The 17,533-nt window shown below is 75.0% G+C and carries 15 protein-coding genes; 6 read left to right on the top strand and 9 right to left on the bottom strand.

Annotation, left to right across the window (positions count from 1 at the left end):
• Nucleotides 1-36: 36 nt before the first annotated feature.
• Nucleotides 37-807, bottom strand: a complete 771-nt coding sequence (locus tag ABT122_RS01240) for a VOC family protein (protein ID WP_351543413.1) — start codon at nt 805-807, stop codon at nt 37-39.
• A gap of 278 nt (nt 808-1,085) precedes the next feature.
• Between ABT122_RS01240 and ABT122_RS01235 the strand changes: the two genes are divergently transcribed.
• The 4 genes from ABT122_RS01235 (at nt 1,086) to ABT122_RS01220 (ending at nt 5,935) form a co-directional block, all read left to right on the top strand.
• Nucleotides 1,086-1,922, top strand: a complete 837-nt coding sequence (locus ABT122_RS01235; protein WP_451068728.1) for a sulfurtransferase — start codon at nt 1,086-1,088, stop codon at nt 1,920-1,922.
• Nucleotides 1,923-2,339: 417 nt separating this feature from the next.
• On the top strand, nt 2,340-3,203 hold the full coding sequence (locus ABT122_RS01230; protein ID WP_351543410.1) for a siderophore-interacting protein: 864 nt from the start codon (nt 2,340-2,342) through the stop codon (nt 3,201-3,203).
• A 48-nt stretch (nt 3,204-3,251) separates the two neighbouring features.
• The gene (locus tag ABT122_RS01225; RefSeq protein ID WP_351543407.1) at nt 3,252-4,052 is read left to right on the top strand and encodes an alpha/beta fold hydrolase; all 801 of its coding nucleotides are present in this window, start codon (nt 3,252-3,254) and stop codon (nt 4,050-4,052) included.
• A gap of 131 nt (nt 4,053-4,183) precedes the next feature.
• Nucleotides 4,184-5,935, top strand: a complete 1,752-nt coding sequence (locus tag ABT122_RS01220) for an SDR family oxidoreductase (RefSeq protein WP_351543404.1) — start codon at nt 4,184-4,186, stop codon at nt 5,933-5,935.
• Between the two features lie 97 nt (nt 5,936-6,032).
• On the opposite strand, the gene ABT122_RS01215 is transcribed toward ABT122_RS01220, so the two are convergent.
• Nucleotides 6,033-6,554: an ATP-binding protein gene (locus ABT122_RS01215; RefSeq protein WP_351543401.1), complete on the bottom strand. Its 522-nt coding sequence runs from the start codon at nt 6,552-6,554 to the stop codon at nt 6,033-6,035.
• Between the two features lie 178 nt (nt 6,555-6,732).
• A complete protein-coding gene (locus tag ABT122_RS01210; RefSeq protein ID WP_351543398.1) occupies nt 6,733-9,384 on the bottom strand; it encodes an MXAN_6230/SCO0854 family RING domain-containing protein in 2,652 nt (883 codons plus the stop codon).
• A 341-nt stretch (nt 9,385-9,725) separates the two neighbouring features.
• Here ABT122_RS01210 and ABT122_RS01205 point away from each other — a divergent pair, with 341 nt between their 5' ends.
• Nucleotides 9,726-10,436 carry a TetR/AcrR family transcriptional regulator gene (locus ABT122_RS01205; protein ID WP_351543396.1) on the top strand — a complete coding sequence of 237 codons (711 nt, stop codon included), beginning with the start codon at nt 9,726-9,728 and terminating at the stop codon, nt 10,434-10,436.
• A gap of 4 nt (nt 10,437-10,440) precedes the next feature.
• On the opposite strand, the gene ABT122_RS01200 is transcribed toward ABT122_RS01205, so the two are convergent.
• The 5 genes from ABT122_RS01200 to ABT122_RS01180 form a co-directional block, all read right to left on the bottom strand.
• Nucleotides 10,441-11,628: an LLM class flavin-dependent oxidoreductase gene (locus tag ABT122_RS01200; protein ID WP_351543393.1), complete on the bottom strand. Its 1,188-nt coding sequence runs from the start codon at nt 11,626-11,628 to the stop codon at nt 10,441-10,443.
• A gap of 53 nt (nt 11,629-11,681) precedes the next feature.
• The gene (gene ssuE / locus ABT122_RS01195; RefSeq protein WP_351543390.1) at nt 11,682-12,236 is read right to left on the bottom strand and encodes an NADPH-dependent FMN reductase; all 555 of its coding nucleotides are present in this window, start codon (nt 12,234-12,236) and stop codon (nt 11,682-11,684) included.
• Between the two features lie 479 nt (nt 12,237-12,715).
• Complete coding sequence (locus ABT122_RS01190) at nt 12,716-12,814, bottom strand: putative leader peptide (protein WP_351543387.1); 99 nt, start codon at nt 12,812-12,814, stop codon at nt 12,716-12,718.
• Between the two features lie 142 nt (nt 12,815-12,956).
• Entirely contained in the window at nt 12,957-13,478 is a 522-nt protein-coding gene (locus ABT122_RS01185; RefSeq protein WP_351543384.1) for a universal stress protein, read from the bottom strand.
• 1 nt (nt 13,479) lies between these two features.
• Complete coding sequence (locus ABT122_RS01180; protein WP_351543636.1) at nt 13,480-14,790, bottom strand: SLC13 family permease; 1,311 nt, start codon at nt 14,788-14,790, stop codon at nt 13,480-13,482.
• An 863-nt stretch (nt 14,791-15,653) separates the two neighbouring features.
• On the opposite strand from ABT122_RS01180, the gene ABT122_RS01175 reads away from it, so the two are divergent.
• On the top strand, nt 15,654-16,541 hold the full coding sequence (locus tag ABT122_RS01175; protein WP_451068724.1) for a DUF4394 domain-containing protein: 888 nt from the start codon (nt 15,654-15,656) through the stop codon (nt 16,539-16,541).
• A 197-nt stretch (nt 16,542-16,738) separates the two neighbouring features.
• Here the strand turns inward: ABT122_RS01175 and ABT122_RS01170 are convergent, their stop codons facing one another.
• Entirely contained in the window at nt 16,739-17,401 is a 663-nt protein-coding gene (locus ABT122_RS01170) for a fasciclin domain-containing protein (protein ID WP_351543378.1), read from the bottom strand.
• Between the last annotated feature and the right edge of the window lie 132 nt (nt 17,402-17,533).

Raw genomic sequence — 17,533 nt, 5'->3', positions numbered from 1 at the left:
CCTGTGGACCTTCGCTTCCGTCTCTCCCCGGGGGCCTCAGAGGCGGGGCTGGAGGAGGGCGAAGACCGCGCCCTCCGGGTCCGCCACCGTCGCGGTCCGCCCGAACGGCCCGTCCCCGGGCGGGGTCCGCACCTTCCCGCCCAGCTCCGACACCCGGTGCGCGGCCCGGTCGGCGTCGTCGACCTGGAAGTACGTCAGCCAGGCGGTCCCCGGTTCGTGCGCGGGCCCCCGGCCGACCCCGCGCAGGGTGGCCACCGGGCGGCCCTCCAGCCGGAGCGTCACCACGTCGGGGCCCGAGGGGTCGGCCTCCTCGCCGTCGTAGCCGAAGACCGTCTCGTAGAACTTGGCCACGGCGGAGGTGCCGGCCGTGATCAGTTCGTAGCGCGCGGGTGCGCCGGGGACGCCGTGGACGGCGGTGCCCGCGTGGGCGCGGGGCTGCCAGAGCCCGAACACCCCGCCCGCCGGGTCGGACACCATCGCCATCCGGCCCGCGTCGGCCGCGTCCAGCGGGCCCACGCCCACGGTGCCGCCGCAGCAGCGGATGGTCTCAGCGGTGGTGTCCGCGCTCTCCGTCGCCAGATAGGGGGTCCAGGCGATGGGCAGCTTCCGGCCGGCCGGCAACTGCCCGAGCCCGGCGACCTCCTCGCCGTCGAGCAGGGCGCGCACATAGGGGCCGAGCTGCTGGGGCCCGGGGTGGAACTCCCAGCCGAACAGCTCGCCGTAGAACGACTGGGTCACGTCAAGGCCGTGCACCATCAAGCTCACCCAGCAGGGTGTGCCGGGCGGGTGCCGAGTCGCCTCGGTCATCGTCACTCTCTCCTCGGACCATCGTGGTGGCCGTGCGGGGGGACGGGGCGCGCGTGCCGTCGGGTGGAGAGGCCGTGCGCGCCCCGTGTGAATGCTTCCATGCGCCCGGCGTTCCACGCGCCCCGGCCGCGCCGTAATTGGCGGGTTCCCGCTGGACGATGCCCAATTCGGTGGGGCGATTCCGGTTCGGCGCCGGGGTGTACCCCGGTCGGTGGGCTGTCCGGCGCCGGTTCGATGCCGGCCCGCCGGGCCGGCCGGTGGTGCGCGAGGATGCCTTTATGAACGCCATTGAACCGATCATCTCCGGGGCCCGGCTCGCCGAGGAGCTGACCGCGTCCCGCCCACCGGTCCTCCTCGACGTCCGCTACCGGCTCGGCGGGCCGCACGGCAGGCCCGCGTACGACTCCGGACACATCCCGGGGGCCGTCTTCGTCGACCTGGACGCGGAATTGGCGGGTCCGCCCGGGGACGGCGGCCGTCATCCGCTCCCCGACCCGGAGGCGTTCGGCGCGGTGATGCGCCGCGCCGGTGTCTCCCGCGACTCGTCCGTGGTCGTCTACGACGACTCCCAGGGGTGGGCGGCGGCCCGCGCCTGGTGGCTGCTCCGGTGGACCGGGCACCGGGACGTACGGGTCCTGGACGGCGGTCTCGCGGCGTGGGCCGGGCCTCTGGAGACCGTCGTCCCCGACCCCGCCGAGGGCGATTTCCGGCCCGAGCCGGGTGCGCTGCCGCTGCTCACCGCCGACGGCGCGGCGGAGCTGGCCCGTTCGGGGCTGCTTCTGGACGCGCGGGCGGGGGAGCGGTACCGGGGCGAGGTGGAGCCGATCGACGCGGTGGCCGGGCACATCCCGGGCGCGGTCTCGGCCCCCACCGGGGAGAACCTGGACGAGGAGGGGCGCTTTCTGCCCGCGCGGCGGCTGGCCGAGCGGTTCGCGGCGCTGGGGGCCGGGGGCGGCGGGGAGGTCGGGGTCTACTGCGGCTCCGGGGTGTCGGCGGCCCAGCAGGCCGTGGCGCTGGAGCTGGCGGGGTTCACCCCGGTGCTGTACGCGGGCTCCTGGTCGGAGTGGTCCCGCGACCCCGCCCGCCCGGTGGCCACGGGCCCGTCACGCGGCTGACCCGCCGGGAGCCCGGGAGGGCGCCCGGGGCGGCCGGATGGGCGCGGCTGCCCGGGGCCGTGCGCGGCGTCCGCTCGGGCCCGTCGGGGTGAGGTCGGTCTCGGCCCGGTGGCGTGCCCGGTTCCGGCCCGCCTGTCCTCCCGGTCCACGGTTCCGGCCAACTGCTCCCGCGCCGTCCGGGCCGACGGGTCCGGGGTCGCCCGGTCCGGGGCCAGGGCCGCCGGGGTCGTGCGCGGCGTCCGCTCGGGCCCGTACGGGTGAAGGGCCCGGGTCGTGCGCGGGGCGGGCGGGGGCGGCGCACCCGGCCCGGCGCTTGCCCCGCGCGTCCCGACACGGCCCCCCGAGTGACCCTGCTGCCTGGTGGATCAATTAGGTTAGCCTTCCCTTATTATCAATGGGCTTCCCGGGGAGTGGACCGTGGCCAAACCGCTGAGCTATTCGGCACTGCATGTCACCCGCGTCGAGCGGATCACCCCGCACATGGTCCGGGTGACCTTCGGCGGCGAGGATCTCGCCGGGTTCACCTCGGTCAGCCCCGACCAGCAGGTGAAGCTCTTCTTCTCCCGGCGCCCCGACCGCGCCCCGGTCATCCCGCCGATGCCCGCCGACGGCGATGTGGGCCACTGGTACCAGGACTACCTCGCGATGCCCGAGCCCGAGCGCCCCTGGATGCGCGCCTACAGCATCCGCGCGCACCACCCGGAGCGCCAGGAGATCGATATCGACTTCGTGCTCCACGGCGACGACACCCACCCCGGCGGGCCCGCCTCCGGCTGGGCGGCCGGTGCCGCCCCCGGCGATGTCGTGGGCATGCTCGGCCCCGGGACCAGCCACTTCTGCACCCCCGGCCGCCGCGACTGGACCCTCCTCGCGGGCGACGAGACCGCCCTCCCCGCCATCGGCGCGCTGATCGAGGCGCTGGAGCCGGGGGAGCGGGCGATCGCCTATGTCGAGGTCGCCGGTCCGGAGGAGGAGCAGGAGTTCCGTACCGCCGGCGATGTCACCCTGCACTGGCTGCACCGCGACGGCGCCCACGCCGGGCGGACCCGGCTCCTCGCCGAGGCCGTCCGGGCCGCCGAGTTCCCCGAGGGCGAGGTGTTCGCCTGGCTGGCCGGGGAGGCCTCGGCGGTCCGCACGCTCCGCCGCCATCTGGTCGGGGAGCGGGGAATCGACAAGCGCTCCATCGCCTTCAGCGGATACTGGCGCTTCAGGCTCACCCAGGACGACGCGCCGACCGACGACGATGTCGCCGACCGGGCCGACGCGCTCGCCCCGAACTGACCAGCGTCCGAACGGCGTTTCACCACGACAGCGAAGGCGAGGCGGACCATGCCGGTGGCACGGCTGAACGGGATCAATCTGTCGTACGAGGTGCGGGGCAGCGGTGACCTCGTCGTCCTGGTGATGGGCACCGGCAGCCCGGGCCGGGTCTGGAGTCTGCACCAGGTCCCCGCCCTCCTCGCGGCCGGCTACCGGGTCGCCACCTTCGACAACCGGGGCATACCGCCGACGGACGAGTGCGCGGAGGGCATGACCATCGGCGATCTGGTCGCCGACACCGCCGCGCTGATCACCCACCTCGGCGCCCCCGCCCGGGTCGTGGGCACCTCCCTCGGCGCCCGGGTGGTCCAGGAACTCGCGCTGGCCCGCCCCGATCTGATCACCCACGCGGTGGCGATGGCCGCCCACGCGCGCATGGACACCACCGGGCTGCTGATGAACGACGGCGAGAAGGCGCTGCACGACGAGAAGACCGTGCTGCCCCCGGCGTACCACGCGGCGGCCTACGCGCTGCGCAACCTCTCCCCGGCCACCCTGCGCGACCCGCAGCGCGCCCAGGACTGGCTGGAACTCTTCGAGATGTCCGGGTCGGCGATCGGCCCCGGGACCCGGGCCCAGCTCGAACTCTCCGGCCCCGGCGACCGCCGCGCCGCCTACGCCGCCATCACCGTGCCGACCCTGGTCATCGGTTTCGCCGACGACACCACGATCCCGGCCCACCTCAGCCGCGAGGTCGCCGACGCCATCCCCGGCGCGCGGTACGAGGAGATCCCGGACACCGGCCACCTCGGCTATCTGGAGCGACCCGAGGTGGTCAACCGGGTCGTCCTCGACTTCCTCGCCGGTTGAGCGGGCCCGCACGGGGCACCTGCGGGGAACCCGCCGGTAACCTCCAGCGGTGATCCGGCGGGCATCCGGCCGGCGCGACAGGACGGCGCCGGCCGCGTCCCGCAGGATGGGGAAGCGAGAGGGAGGCGCCGATGACCACGGACCGAGCCACCGGTGGAACCCCGGGCGACCAGCCCGGCGACACCCGGGGCGTGCCCACGGGCCGGACCCCCGGCGCCGCCCCCGGCGAGACCCCGGACAGCGCACCCCCGCCCCCGGACAGCACGACCCCGGGGGCCCCGGCCCCGCCCCCGGACAGCACGACCCCGGACCCGTCGGCCCCGGCGACCCCGGCGGCCCCCGTGGCCGACGGGCCGCCCCTCACCTGCCTGGTGACCGGCGCCACCGGCTACATCGGCGGCCGGCTGGTCCCCGAACTGCTCGCGGCCGGCCACCGGGTCCGCGCCCTCGCCCGCACCCCGGCGAAGCTCCGCGACCACCCCTGGGCGAAGGATGTGGAGATCGTCCGGGGCGATGTCCTGGACCCGGCGTCGCTCCGTGAGGCGATGCGCGGCGTCGATGTCGCCTACTACCTCGTCCACGCGCTCGGCACCGGCTCGCGCTTCGAGGAGACCGACCGCGAGGCCGCGCGGAACTTCGCCGAACAGGCCGCCGACGCGGGCGTCGGCCGGATCGTCTACCTCGGCGGGCTCACCCCCGAAGGCGTCCCGTCCCACCGGCTCTCCCCGCATCTGCGCTCCCGCGCGGAGGTCGGCCGCGTCTTCCTCGACGCCCCCGTCCCCGCCACGGTGCTGCGCGCCGCCGTGATCATCGGCTCGGGATCGGCCTCCTTCGAGATGCTCCGCTATCTGACCGAGCGCCTCCCGGTGATGGTGACACCCAGTTGGGTACGGACCCGGATTCAGCCGATCGGCGTAAGGGATGTGCTGCGCTATCTCGGCGGCTCGGCCCGGATGCCCCGGGAGGTGAACCGCGCCTTCGACATCGGCGGCCCGGATGTCATCACCTATCTCGACATGATGCGCGGCTACGCGGCCGTGGCCGGGCTGCCCCGGCGGCTGATCGTCCCCGTCCCCGTGCTCACCCCCCGCCTCTCCAGCCACTGGGTGGGCCTGGTCACCCCCGTACCGCACTCCATCGCCCGGCCGCTGACCGAGTCCCTGCGGTACGAGGTCGTCTGCCGCGAACACGACATCGCGCGGTACGTCCCCGACCTGCCGGGCCGCCCGCTCTCCTTCCGCACCGCCCTGACCCTGGCCCTCCAGCGGGTCCAGGACGCCCATGTCACCACCCGCTGGTCCTCCGCCTCCCTGCCGGGAGCGCCGAGCGACCCCCTGCCCACCGACCCCGACTGGGCGGGCGGCAGCCTCTACACCGACCGCAGGGAGCTGACGGTCGATGCCTCGCCGGCCGCGCTGTGGCGGGTGATCGAGGGCATCGGCGGGGACAACGGCTGGTACTCCTTCCCGCTGGCCTGGGCGGTACGGGGGTGGCTCGACCGGTTCGTGGGCGGAGTGGGCCTGCGGCGCGGCCGGCGCGACGCGCAGCGGCTGAGGGTCGGTGACTCGCTGGACTTCTGGCGGGTGGAGGAGATCGAACCCGGCCGGCTGCTGCGCCTGCGGGCGGAGATGCGGCTGCCGGGGCTCGCCTGGCTGGAGATGCGCGCGGTGGGCGACGGACAGGGGCGCACCCGGTACCGTCAGCGGGCGCTGTTCCACCCGAGGGGGTTGCTGGGGCACGCGTACTGGTGGAGCGTGTCGCCGTTCCACACCGTCGTCTTCGGCGGGATGGCCCGCAATATCGCGCGGGCGGCGGAGCAGACGCCCCCGGCTCCGGAGCGGGCACCCGGTGCGGTGTCCTCCGCGTCGGCGGAACAGCCCTGAGGGACCTGAGGGAGGGGGCGGCGCGGCGCCGGCACGGCGACGGCACGGCCACGGCGCGGGGCCCGGACCTCTCGGCCGCTCCCGCTGTCGCTGTCGCTCAGACGGCCCCGAGCGGGACCCGTACCCTGATGCGCTTCCCGACCGGCTCCCGCCGGACCTCGAAGCTCTCGCACAGCGCGAGCACGATCTCCAGACCGTGCCGGCCCACCCGGTCCGGCCGGGGGCTGCCCGCGACCGGAAGCTCGGGGTTGGCGTCCCAGACGGTGATCTCCACCGACCGGCCGCCACCGGAGCGACCGGACCCACCGGCCCCGCCCGACTCACCAGCCCCGCCGGCCCCGCCGCTCCGGACACCGGTCACCTCAAGATCCAGCAGACAGGGCCCGGGAGCGTACTTGCAGGCATTGGTCACCAGCTCGCTGACGATGAGCTGGGCCGCCCCGACCGCCTCGGCCGACACCGGAACGGCGAGAGTCTCCCGTACCCGGGTCAGAAAGTCCGCCGTGAAGAAGCGCGCCGAGGCAATGCCCTCCGGCGCCCCGTCGAAGCACACACCGGCCCACGGGACGGCCTCCGGGGACAGCACGTCACCGCGGTAAATCAGTCCGATCTGTTCCATTGGCTCTCGCACCCCGTTGCCTTCCCAGCTTTGCGGCGAGGTTCGCCTACCCCGGGGCACCGTCTTCACTCCTGCCGGCTCCCGCCACCGGACGCGGCGGGACAGACGGGCGGGGGGCTCCATTCTTCCACCCTCCCTCCCGCCCCGTCCCGCCCCCCGGGGCCGGCCGGCCGCTCCTCTACCCCGGCACCAGCGACGACACCAGCTCCGGCGCGGCCAGCAGCCGGACCTCGCCCGCGTCCAGCCCCGCCGGGTGGAGGGCGAACACCTCCGCGCCGGAGCGCAGGGGCAGATCGCCCCGCAGCAGATACGCCAGCTCCGCCCCCGCCAGATCCGGGGCGGGCTCCCCGGACGCCCCCGGGGCCCCGGACGTGTCGGTGTCCGGGGTGCCGATACGGGCGGCGAAGGCGGCCACACCCTCCTCGCCGCGCCGCCGGTAGACGTTCAGCGACCCGTCGAAGTGCCGGACCACCACCGTCCGCGCGCGGGCCGCCGCCCGCCAGACCGCCAGCTCCCCCAGGCCCACCCGGGCACCTGAGGTGAACAGCTCGGTGAGACCCCGGCCGAGGACCGCCAGGGTGTCCGCGTGCCGCTCCACCGAGTGGTGGGTGCCCGTCACCCCCTGGGCGACATCCAGCCAGCGCATGGTCCGGTCCACCACATCGATCACCATCGGCACCCCCGTCCTCGCGGGCCCGGTCAGATCGAAGCGCTGCTCCACCTGGCGCGGATCGAACACCGGACCCCGGCCGCCCGGCTCGTCGCGGACCATCAGCCCGGCGAACCCCTCGGCCAGCTCCGCGAAGGGGACGCTGTTGTACGAGAAGACCGAGGCGACCACGTACCGCACCCCCTCCTCCGCCAGCCGGTCCAGATCGAGATCGAGGAACTCGCTCGACCCGTGCGGCGGCTGCGCGCTGGTGAAGTCGCCGGAGTGCACGGCCGCGTCGTCCCGGTACCGCAGCCGGGTGTAGTCGCAGGTGCCGGTGTGCCGCCACTCCGCGGAGTAGAGGGCCACCGAGAGGTCCAGATCGGTGCGGCCCGAGGTCTCGCTCTCCATCCAGTGCAGAAAGAGCCGTACGCTCCGCCCGGCCGGCACGGGCAGCTCACTGCCGCGCGGCAGGGTCACCAGGGCGCGGGCGGCGGTCCGTTCGGCGAACGGCGCGATCACCCCGTCGAGAGCCGCGTCGATCACCGCCGTCCCCGCCGGCGGCAGCGCGGCCGAGCGGCGCAGCACCTCCCCGGTGAGCACGGCGACCGCACGGTCGACCACCCCACCCGGCAGCGGTCCGCGCTCATCGGCGACGATGTGCGCCCGCGCGTTGCCTCCCTTGGGGAAGAACACGCGGTCGCGGCCGGGCCGCGCGCGGGTACGGATTCCCCCCAGCGCCGACAGCAGCACGGCCGGTGCCACCCGGGGCACGGCGTCGGCCAGAGCGTCGAGCACCGGCCCGGCCTCCGCGTCGCCGGCGAGCCGCAGAAGGTGGTCGAGGCGGCGCGGCAGCTCACCCGGGCGCTGTGCGAGCAGGGCGAGCGCGCCGGGGACGTCCCCCTCCGCGAGCGCCGTCTCCACCCGCGACGACCAGCGCCGCACGGTCACCCGCGAACCGTCCGCGACGGCTCCCGGCACCTTTCGGGCAGCGGCGCTCAGCCGCTCCGCGAGAGCGTCGCCGGCCGGCCGGAACTCGCGCAGCGCCGCCACCGCGAGCGCCGCGCGCGGATAGCGGCGGGCGTACTCGAAGGGGTGCAGCAGCTCCGCCGCGCGCTTCCACACCCGCGCGTGGCGGTGCATGTCCTCGGCTGCCCGGGCCGGGTCGAGCCCGTCGAGCACCGCCAGCAGCGCGCGCCGCAGCGGACGCGGTACGGCGGTGAACCGGTCCACGATGAGCAGCCCGGCGTCCCCGCCGGAGCGCACGACGAGCAGCCGCAGCACATCGGTGGCGGTGTCGGCGAGCCGGGCCAGCGCCGGGAGAGTCCACTCGTACGCCGCCGAATCCGCCAGCAGCCAGGCCAGGACCCGGGCCTTGGTCTCACGGCCCGGCACGGTCTCCGGCAGCCACGACAGATCGGTGCGCTCCCGGGTGCCGAGGAAGGTCTCCAGATCGTCCGAGTCCTGCGGGCTCAGCGCGCCCGCCCGGGCGAGGAGCGCCCGCAGCTCGCGTCCGGCGTCGGCGTCCCGCGCCGTGTGGTCCCCGCCGTGCGCGAGCACCCGCAGCCGGTCCGGCAGGGCCCGCCCGCGGCCCGCCCGGGGCCGGGCGTCCGCGGCGCGCAGGAAGGGTTCGTCCGGGTCGATGTGCCGGCGGCACACCGGGCAGGCGGAGAAGTCGGTGCCGTCGAAGCAGTCACGGCAGACCAGATGGGCGCACGGCGCGACCGCGTGCACCGTCCCCTCGCCGCAGCACAGCACACACGGCTGCTCCGGCGACTGGAGCAGCACCGTCAGCACACGGTCGACATGGAAGCCGAGCGTGTCCGCCGGAACGCTGTCGGGGAAGTCCCGGAACAGCGGGGTGTGGTCGCGGTCCGCGCCGAGGGCCTCGTCGACCTCCGCCAGCAGCGCGCGCCCCGCCGCCGCCAACTCCCGCGCGCCGAGCGCCACCAGAGCCCGGCGGAGGGCGTCGGACATCAGATATCCGCGCTCGACCAGATCGGCCTCCAGCAGGGTGACACCCCCGTGCCCGTCCAGCGACGACCGGGCGCCGGCCCCCGAGGCCCCTGGCCCGGAGCCGTCCCCGGCCGCCGGATAGACGGCGCCCCGGCGCGCCAGCAGCGCGGCGGCGAGTGAACGGCGGCCCCGGTCGGTGCCCAGTGATACGGCCGTGGTCGGCAAGGCCCTTCCCCCCTCCGGCGGAACCCGCCGGGTCACATCGGCCGGCGGCTCGGTGCGCCACCGGGATCAGCGAACGTACCAAGGCCCCGGAAAGCGCCGCATCCGCTTTCCGCCGGGGCCCGCGCATGCGAAAAGCCCCGCGTGACCACGCGGGGCTCGTTGCACGGAACAGGGACGGAAAGTCAGCGCGCTGAGTTCTTTTGCAGAGAAAGGAGAGAAGGAAGCACGGTGTGGAGCCGTCCCGAACCGGGACATTAGCAGGACCGGCCGCCCCCGCCCACCCCATTTCGCCGGGCGGCGGCGGCCCGCCACCACCCCGCGCCCTCAAGTACCGTCGCCCCATGAGCGCCAAGCCACGAGCCGGAGCAGGACAGGGAGCACCGGGCGATGTCTGGTTCCGCCCGGCGAAGAAGCCCCGGACGAAACCCCAGCTGTCCCAGGAGAAGATCGTCACCGCCGCGGTGGCCCTGCTGGACGCCGAGGGCGTCGCCCAGCTCAGCATGCGCAACCTCGCCGAGCGCCTGGAGGCCCACGCCACCAGCCTCTACTGGCATGTGGCGACCAAGGACGATGTCGTCGACCTCGCCCTGGACGCCGTCTTCGCCGAGGTCCGCCTCCCCGCCGGGCACTCCCCGTCCTGGCGCGAGGACCTCGTCACCTTCATGACCGAACTCCGCCGCGTCCTCCTCCTCCACCCCTGGGCGGCCCCCCTCACCAACAGCCGCCCCCTGGCAGGCCCCCACGCCCTGGCCCGCTCCGAATTCGCCTACGCCTCCCTGGTCACCGCCGGCTTCCACGGAGCCGCCCTCTCCGCCGCCGCCTCCGTCATCACCACCTACGTCACCGGCACCACCTCCTCCGAATCCGTCTGGCACCGCCACGACGAACCCACCACCCGCTCCGCCGTCCACGACCACCTCCACGACCACCGCGCCGACTACCCCACCCTCGCGGGCCACTTCCCGGTCTTCGGCGGCGACTGGGACGCCCACTTCACCCGCGGCATGAACCTCCTGCTGGACGGACTGGCGGCGAACCGGCCGGGGGAGTGACCCCTCAGGCCGCCCCCGCGCCGTCCGCCGTGTCGTCCCCCGCGCCGTCCGCCGTGCCCCCGATGGTGCTCCGAGCCGGGGCGGCGGAGGGCCGGTCGGGGTGGGTCCAGAGGGTGCGGTGGGTGAGGAGGGGGAGGACGCCCTCGCCGAACCAGTAGGCCTCCTCCAGGTGCGGGTAGCCGGAGAGGATGAACTCGTCGATGCCCAGCCGGTAGTACTCGGTGATCAGGTCGGCGACCTCGGCGTGGCTGCCGACGAGTGCGGTGCCCGCTCCGCCGCGCACCAGGCCGACGCCCGCCCACAGGCCGGGGGAGATCTCCAGGTCCGCGGTGGAGCCGCCGTGCAGGGCGAGCATCCGGCGCTGGCCCTCGGACTCGCTGCGGGCCAGGCCCTGCTGGACGGCCCGGACCGTGGCCGGGTCGAAGCCGTCCAGGAGGTGCTGGGCCTGGGCCCACGCCTGTTCGGAGGTGTCGCGGGTGATGACGTGCAGCCGGATGCCGAAGCGGACGGTACGGCCCCGGGCGGCGGCCAGACCGCGTATCCAGGCGATCTTCCCGGCGACGGCCGCCGGTGGCTCTCCCCAGGTCAGATAGACATCGCTGTGCCGGGCGGCGACCTCCCCGGCGGCGGCGGACGAGCCGCCGAAGTAGATCTCGGGCACCGGGGACGGGAGGCGCTTCAGCCGTGCGCCCGCCACCCTCAGATGCGTACCGTCGAGATCCACGGTCCGGCCCGCCCACAGTCCCCGCACCACCCGCAGGAACTCCTCGGTTCTGGCGTAACGGGCGTCCTTGTCGAGGAAGTCGCCGTACGCGCGCTGCTCCTTGCTCTCGCCGCCGGTGACGACATTGAGCAGCAGCCGCCCGGAGGTGTGCCATTGGAAGGTCGCGGCCATCTGGGCCGCCAGCGTCGGGGAGACGAATCCCGGACGGAAGGCGACCAGGAAGCGGAGCCGTTCGGTCTGGGCGGCGACCATCGCCGTGGTGAGCCAGGCGTCCTCGCACCAGGCCCCGGTGGGCGTGAGGGCCCCGGCGAAGCCCAGTTGCTCGGCGGCGCGGGCGATCTGGGTGAGATAGCCGAGGGTCGCGGGGCGGTCCCCGCCGGTGGCGCCCGCGGGGGTGCCGTGGCCGCCGCTCACGATCTGGCGGCTGTCGCCGTGGGTGGGCAGGAACCAGTGGAAGGTCAGGGACATCGGGGCTCCCGGGCCGGAGGGGCTGAGGTGCGGAGGACAGACGGGTGGCGGGTTCAGCCGGTCGCCGCGAGCAGCGGGCCCCCTCCCAGTGCCGTGGAGAACCCGTCGACGACCCGGCCGAGCGGCTCCGCCGCCAGCGGGTCCAGGGTGATGCCCCCGCCGGCCCGGGCGGTGATGTGCCGGTCCAGTACGAACCAGCCCTGGACGACATGCGCGGCCCCCATCGACGACAGCACCGGCCGCAGCGCGTAGTCGACCGCCAGCGTGTGTGCCGGGGAGCCGCCGGTCGCCAGCGGCAGCACGGCCTTCCCGGCCAGCGCGTGCTGGGGGAGCAGATCGAGCAGCGCCTTGAGCAGCCCCGAGTAGGCGGCCTTGTAGACGGGGGTGCCGATGACGACCCCGTCGGCCCGCGCGAGGAGCCGCGCCGTCCGGACGATCGCCGGGTGCCCCGGATCGGCGCCGAACAGCGCGTCCGGCGGCAGGGAGCGGACCTCCAGCGGGACGACCGTGTGCCCCCGGTCGGCGAGCCCGGAGTCGAGATGGCGCAGCAGCAGGGTCGTACGGGAGACGGCGGAGGGACTTCCGGAGACGGACAGGACGGTGGCCATGGGTCCTCCATTCGGGATGCGGCCGGATGCCCGGCCGGTGGGCCCCGCCCGCGGCCGGCGGGGCCCACCGAGAGGTGCACGGTCAGGAGTACCGGGTGGGTTCGGGGAGTTCGCCGGTCGCGGTACGTGCCGGCCGGCCTCGCGGCGCTGGTGCGCCGCGCGCCCGGTGGCGCGCACCTGACCGGGCGCGTGGTCGTGGCCGCTGTGCCCGGCCGCCCCGGTCGCGGCCGCGCCCCCCGTGGGCGCGCCACTCGTTGCCGCCGGCGACCGGGCCACCGCTGACGCGGGGGACCGGTGGGGGTGGAGGGGCATGGGACTCCCGTCGCGCGGGGTGGGTGCGGCGGCCGGGGACAGGCCCGGCGGGCCGGTGGAAGGGGAAAGGGGAAAGGGGAAAGAAAAGGGGAAAGAAGGGGAGGAGGGAACGGGGACATGGGGAAGGGGAAGCTGGTGGGGCGGGAGCTGCCTCGGGCGGCGTACGGTCAGATGGCGCGTGGCCGGACGGCGTACGGACAGAAGGCGCCGGCGATCCGGCCGAGGTCGATGTGCCGCCTCCGCGTCAAGCCCTCGCTCGCGTTCATGGGACCACCTTCGGCCTTCTGCGGGCGTTGCCGCGGCGGTTCACCGGCGCGCCCGTGTGCGCACCCCCGTCCTGCCCCAGCAGGGTAGCCACTACCCGTGGTGCCGGTCGAGAGGGCCCTCATGAAGGGGCGAGCGCCCGAGTCACCCGCCCGCCGGTCCGGCCGGAGCCGGCGGGGGCGGGCCCTGGGGCGGTGGTGGGATCGTCGCCGGGTCGGGGGCCGTTCCGGGCCAGACCAGCAGTACGGGACAGGGCGCGTGGTCGACCACGAAACGGGTGGCCGGTCCGAGGCTGCGCGGCCCCAGCCGGGCGCGGTCGCCGTCGCGGGCCACGATCAGCAGCCCGGCGCCCTCGGCGGCGGCCACCACCTCCCGCTCGGCCCGCCCGCTCCGCTCCACCCGGACACAGGGGCGGCCCACCCGCTCGGCGGCGCCGGTCAGCAGCGAGTCGGCGGCCTCGGCCGCCAGCCGCGCCACCTCGGTACCGGGGTCGCGGCCGGACCGCGAGCGGCCGAGCAGTCCGGCGTACGCGCCCTCGGCGGCGTCCACCGCCTCCGGGCCGGTGACATGCAGCAGCACGATCTCCGCGTCGGGCGGTGCGTGGACCCGGGCCGCGTCGGCGCAGGCGTGCCAGGTGGCCTCCACGATCCAGACGACAACGGTCACATCAGCCTCCGATGACGGCCAGGGAGACCCACAGTGCCACGACGGAGAGCACCAGCGCCGCAGGCACGGTGAGCAGCCCGAGCCGGGTGAACTCGCCCAGCCGGACCTCGCCGTCGTGGGCGTGCACGACGCGCCGCCACAGCAGCGTCGCCAGCGACCCCGCGTAGGTGAGGTTGGGGCCGATGTTCACCCCGATCAGCACCGCCAGCACCGGGCCGGCCCCGCCGTGGGCGGTCAGCGGGAGCAGTACCAGCACCGCGGGGAGGTTGTTGATCAGATTGGCCAGTACGGCGGCGAGCGCGGCGATCCCCAGCAGCGCGAGCAGCCCGGCGCCCTCGGGGACGAGATGCCGCAGCGCCCCGCCGAGCCCGTTGTCGACCACGGCCCGGACCACGATTCCGAGCGCGAGCACGAAGGCCAGGAAGGGGAGCGAGGCGGCCCGTACCAGGGCCGCCGGTGTAGTGCGGCGGCGGATCAGCGCGCGGACGGCGAGTACCGCGGCCCCGGCCGCCGCGGCCCACGCCGGGCCGATGCCGACTGCCGAGGCGAGGACGAACCCCGCCAGGGTGCAGCCGACCGTGACCAGCGCGAACACCGGGACCTCGGGCTTCTCGCCGGCCCGGCCGTCCGTCTCCCGACCGTCCGTGCGCGGTCGTTCGCCGGTCTCCTGTTCGCCCGTCTCCTGTTCGCCCGCGTCCAGGTCGGTCGCGAAGAAGCGGCGGAAGACCGCGTACTCGATCCCGATCGCCACCAGCCAGGGCAGCGTCATCAGCGCGGCGAAGCGGGTGAAGCTCAGCCCGCTCGCCGTGAACGCCAGGAGGTTGGTCAGATTCGACACCGGCAGCAGCAGCGAGGCCGTGTTCGACAGATGGGTGCACGCGTAGACATGCGGCCGGGGCCTGGCTCCCAGCCGGGCCGCGGTGGCGAACACCACGGGGGTGAGCAGCACGACCGTGGCGTCCAGGCTCAGTACCGCCGTGACCAGGGAGGCCACCAGGAACACCTGGCCCAGCAGCGCCCGCGGCCGGCGCCGTGCGGCCCGCGCCAGCCAGGCCCCGCAGGCCCGGAACAGCCCCTCGTCGTCGCAGAGCTGAGCCAGCACCAGGACGGCCGCGAGAAACCCGACCACCGGAGCGAGCAGCGCGGCCTCCGCGCCGGCGTCCTCCAGCGGGATCGCCCCGGCGGCCACGACGACCACGGCGGCGGGCACGGCGACCACGGCCTCGGGCCATCCCCACGGCCGTACGACCGCGCAGGCCAGCACGGCGGCGAGCAGTGCGACGGAGAGGATCTCCGCGGATACGGTGCTCAGGGCGCCGCTCCCTTCGGGAACCGCCCCACCCGGAGACAGCCCGCCGGGTCACCTGATACGGCCATCTCCTCGACTCCTCTCCGGGACGGGCGCCCGCCGCGCCCAACGGGACACCGTATCGGCCACCTGCCGGAGGTCACCGTCCCACCTCCCCCGGCTCACGCCCGCGCGACGCGACGGCGGATCGCCGGCGGGGCGATGGGGTGATCGGGCGGCGGGGTGATGGGGCGCCGTGTCGCCGTGTCGCCGTGTCGGCGGATTGATGGGGCGCCGGGGCGATGAGTCGGTGGGTCGGTGGGTCGGTGGGCGATCGCGAGCCGACGCGGGCAGGGGGCGGTGCCGCTCACCGGCGCGCCCTTCGCCGGGTTGACGGGGCGGCGGGGCGATGGTCGGTGGGCGATCCGCGAGCCGACGCGGCAGGGGGGTGGTCCGGCGAGGGCGGTGCCGCTCACCGGCGTGCCCTCGCCCGGTCGGCGGGGTGATGGGTCGGCGGGTCGGCGGGGCGCCGGGTTGATGGGCGATCGCGAGCCTACGCGGCAGGGGCGGTTGATCCGGCGGGGCGGTCCTGCTCACCGGCGCCCCCCGGCCCGGAGCGCCGGCCCCGGGCGATGCGTGCCCGGAGCGCCCGCCCCGGCGCCCGCCCCGGCGCCCGCCCGGGCGGTCCACCCCGGGCGGGCGGCCAACCCCAACCCCAACCCCGGCCAGCCACCGGCAATCCCCACCCCTTGGGCGTGGTCTGTCACGCAATCTAAGCCATAGGGATGATTTCTGGCTCAATGTCCCATCCGGGGAGGGTTCGGCTCCGAAACCTCAGTGGATATCGCCCGGACCCCGGGCGTACCACTCGTCCCAGGAGGATGGACATGCGCAAGTCCGCTGTCGCGGCCAGTGCCGCTCTGGCCGCAGTTCTCGCCGTCCCGTTGTTCGCCCACGCGGACTCCGGGCGGGCGCCCGAGCCCGTTCCCCTTCCCGCGCCCGTGGCCGGCTCCGCGCCCGCCGCGCTCACCGCCGTGGGCCTCACCGCCGAACAGCGGCTGGTCGGGTTCGGCGTGGACAAGCCGTCCGCGACCAGGTCCATCGGGCAGGTCACCGGGCTGTCCGGGGACACCGGGCTCGTCGGGATCGACTTCCGGGTCCAGGACCGGAAGCTGTACGGAGTGGGTGACGCGGGCGGGGTCTACACCCTGGACACCACCAACGCCAGGGCGGTCAAGGTGTCCCAGCTCACGATCGCGCTCTCGGGTCAGCGGTTCGGCGTCGACTTCAACCCCGCGGCCAACCGGCTGCGCGTGATCAGCGACACCGGCCAGAACCTGCGGCACAACATCGACGACAGCGGCGGCGCGCTGGGCACGGTGGCCGATGGAACGCTCACCCACGCGACGGTCCCGCCGGCCACGGCCCTGGGGGTGACCGCCGCCGCGTACACCAACAACGATCTCAGCGCCGCCACCGCGACGACCCTGTTCGACCTCGACACCCGGGGCGACCGGGTGGTCGTGCAGTCGCCCGCGAACAGCGGCAGCCTGGCCGCGACCGGCGGTCTGGGCGTCGACGCGGGCGAGAACGCCGGCTTCGATATCCACTTCTCGCCCGCCACGGGCACCAACCACGGTTACGCCACCCTGCACAGCGGCGGCGGCCACCGGCTGTACGAGGTGGATGTGCTGACCGGTGCCGTACGGGACCTGGGCGCGTTCCCCGCGCGCCGCCAGGTCACCGACATCGCCCTTCCGCTCGCCCGCGACTGACCCGGCCCGGAATCGGAAGCGGAATCGGACCGGAACCGACCCCGGTGCCAGTGCCGGACCGGTAACCGGAACCGGCGCCGTGTCCCGGGGCCCGGCGGAGCCCCGGGACACGGAGGAGGCCGGCCACCTCGCGGTGACCGGCCTCCGGCGCGCTCGCTCAAGCGATTCCCGGGCGTCCCGGCCCGTCGTGCCGCCGGCTACTTCGGCATCAGGACGGTGTCGACGATGTGGACCGTGGCGTTGGAGGTGGAGACATTGCCGCAGACCACCTTGGCGGTGTCGTTGACGGTGTAGGTGTCCCCGGAGGCGGCGGTGGTGAGGGTGGACTTCTGGAGGGTGTCGAAGGTGCCGCCCTTGAGCTGCGCGGGAGTGAGGTTCTCGCCCACCACGTGGTACGTCAGCACCTGCGTCAGCATCTCCTTGTCGGCGAGGACCTTGTCGAGGTCCGCCTTGGGGATCTTCGCGAAGGCGTCGTTGGTGGGGGCGAAGACGGTGATGCCCTCGGCCTTGTTGAGCGTGTCGGCGAGACCGGCCTTGGTCACGGCCGTGACCAGGGTGGAGAGCGCCGGGTTGTTGGAGGCGGCGGTCGCCACCGGGTCCTTGGCCATGCCGTCGAAGGAGCCCGAGCCCTCCTTCGGGATGGAGCCGCAGGCGGTGCCGAACGGCTTGTCCCCGGCCATGGCCGCGCCGTCCTCCGGGGCGGTGGGCTCCTGCTCCTGGGTGTCGTCCTTGCCGCTCTCGGCCTGGGCCGAGTCGGAGGAGGTGTCCTTCTCCGCGTCGGAACAGGCCGCCAGGGTGAAGGGGAGGACGGCCGCCGCGGTGACGGCGATGGCGGTGCGACGGAAGCGGAGGGTGTTCATTCGGGACTCCAGAGAAGAGATCGGGGGATACGACAGGAGCGGCCGGCCCCGGTCGGGTGACCGGGAAGGGGCCGCGGGGTGGTGCATCCGCGGTGCCCGGACGGCCGGAACCTGCTCACACCGGGGATTCGG

Source organism: Streptomyces sp. NPDC001985, from assembly GCF_040296845.1.
In the GTDB taxonomy this organism is placed as follows: domain Bacteria; phylum Actinomycetota; class Actinomycetes; order Streptomycetales; family Streptomycetaceae; genus Streptomyces.
The sequence above is the reverse complement of the archived record's forward strand: the minus strand, read 5'-3'. Positions and strand labels throughout refer to the sequence as shown.

Coding starts and splice junctions, on each gene's coding strand:
- ABT122_RS01200 (WP_351543393.1), bottom strand. CDS start 11,628: ATGTCCCTGACCTTCCACTGGTTCCTGCCCACCCACGGCGACAGCCGC.
- ABT122_RS01175 (WP_451068724.1), top strand. CDS start 15,654: ATGCGCAAGTCCGCTGTCGCGGCCAGTGCCGCTCTGGCCGCAGTTCTC.
- ABT122_RS01205 (WP_351543396.1), top strand. CDS start 9,726: ATGAGCGCCAAGCCACGAGCCGGAGCAGGACAGGGAGCACCGGGCGAT.
- ABT122_RS01190 (WP_351543387.1), bottom strand. CDS start 12,814: ATGAACGCGAGCGAGGGCTTGACGCGGAGGCGGCACATCGACCTCGGC.
- ABT122_RS01220 (WP_351543404.1), top strand. CDS start 4,184: ATGACCACGGACCGAGCCACCGGTGGAACCCCGGGCGACCAGCCCGGC.
- ssuE (WP_351543390.1), bottom strand. CDS start 12,236: ATGGCCACCGTCCTGTCCGTCTCCGGAAGTCCCTCCGCCGTCTCCCGT.
- ABT122_RS01235 (WP_451068728.1), top strand. CDS start 1,086: ATGAACGCCATTGAACCGATCATCTCCGGGGCCCGGCTCGCCGAGGAG.
- ABT122_RS01240 (WP_351543413.1), bottom strand. CDS start 807: ATGACCGAGGCGACTCGGCACCCGCCCGGCACACCCTGCTGGGTGAGC.
- ABT122_RS01170 (WP_351543378.1), bottom strand. CDS start 17,401: ATGAACACCCTCCGCTTCCGTCGCACCGCCATCGCCGTCACCGCGGCG.
- ABT122_RS01215 (WP_351543401.1), bottom strand. CDS start 6,554: ATGGAACAGATCGGACTGATTTACCGCGGTGACGTGCTGTCCCCGGAG.
- ABT122_RS01225 (WP_351543407.1), top strand. CDS start 3,252: ATGCCGGTGGCACGGCTGAACGGGATCAATCTGTCGTACGAGGTGCGG.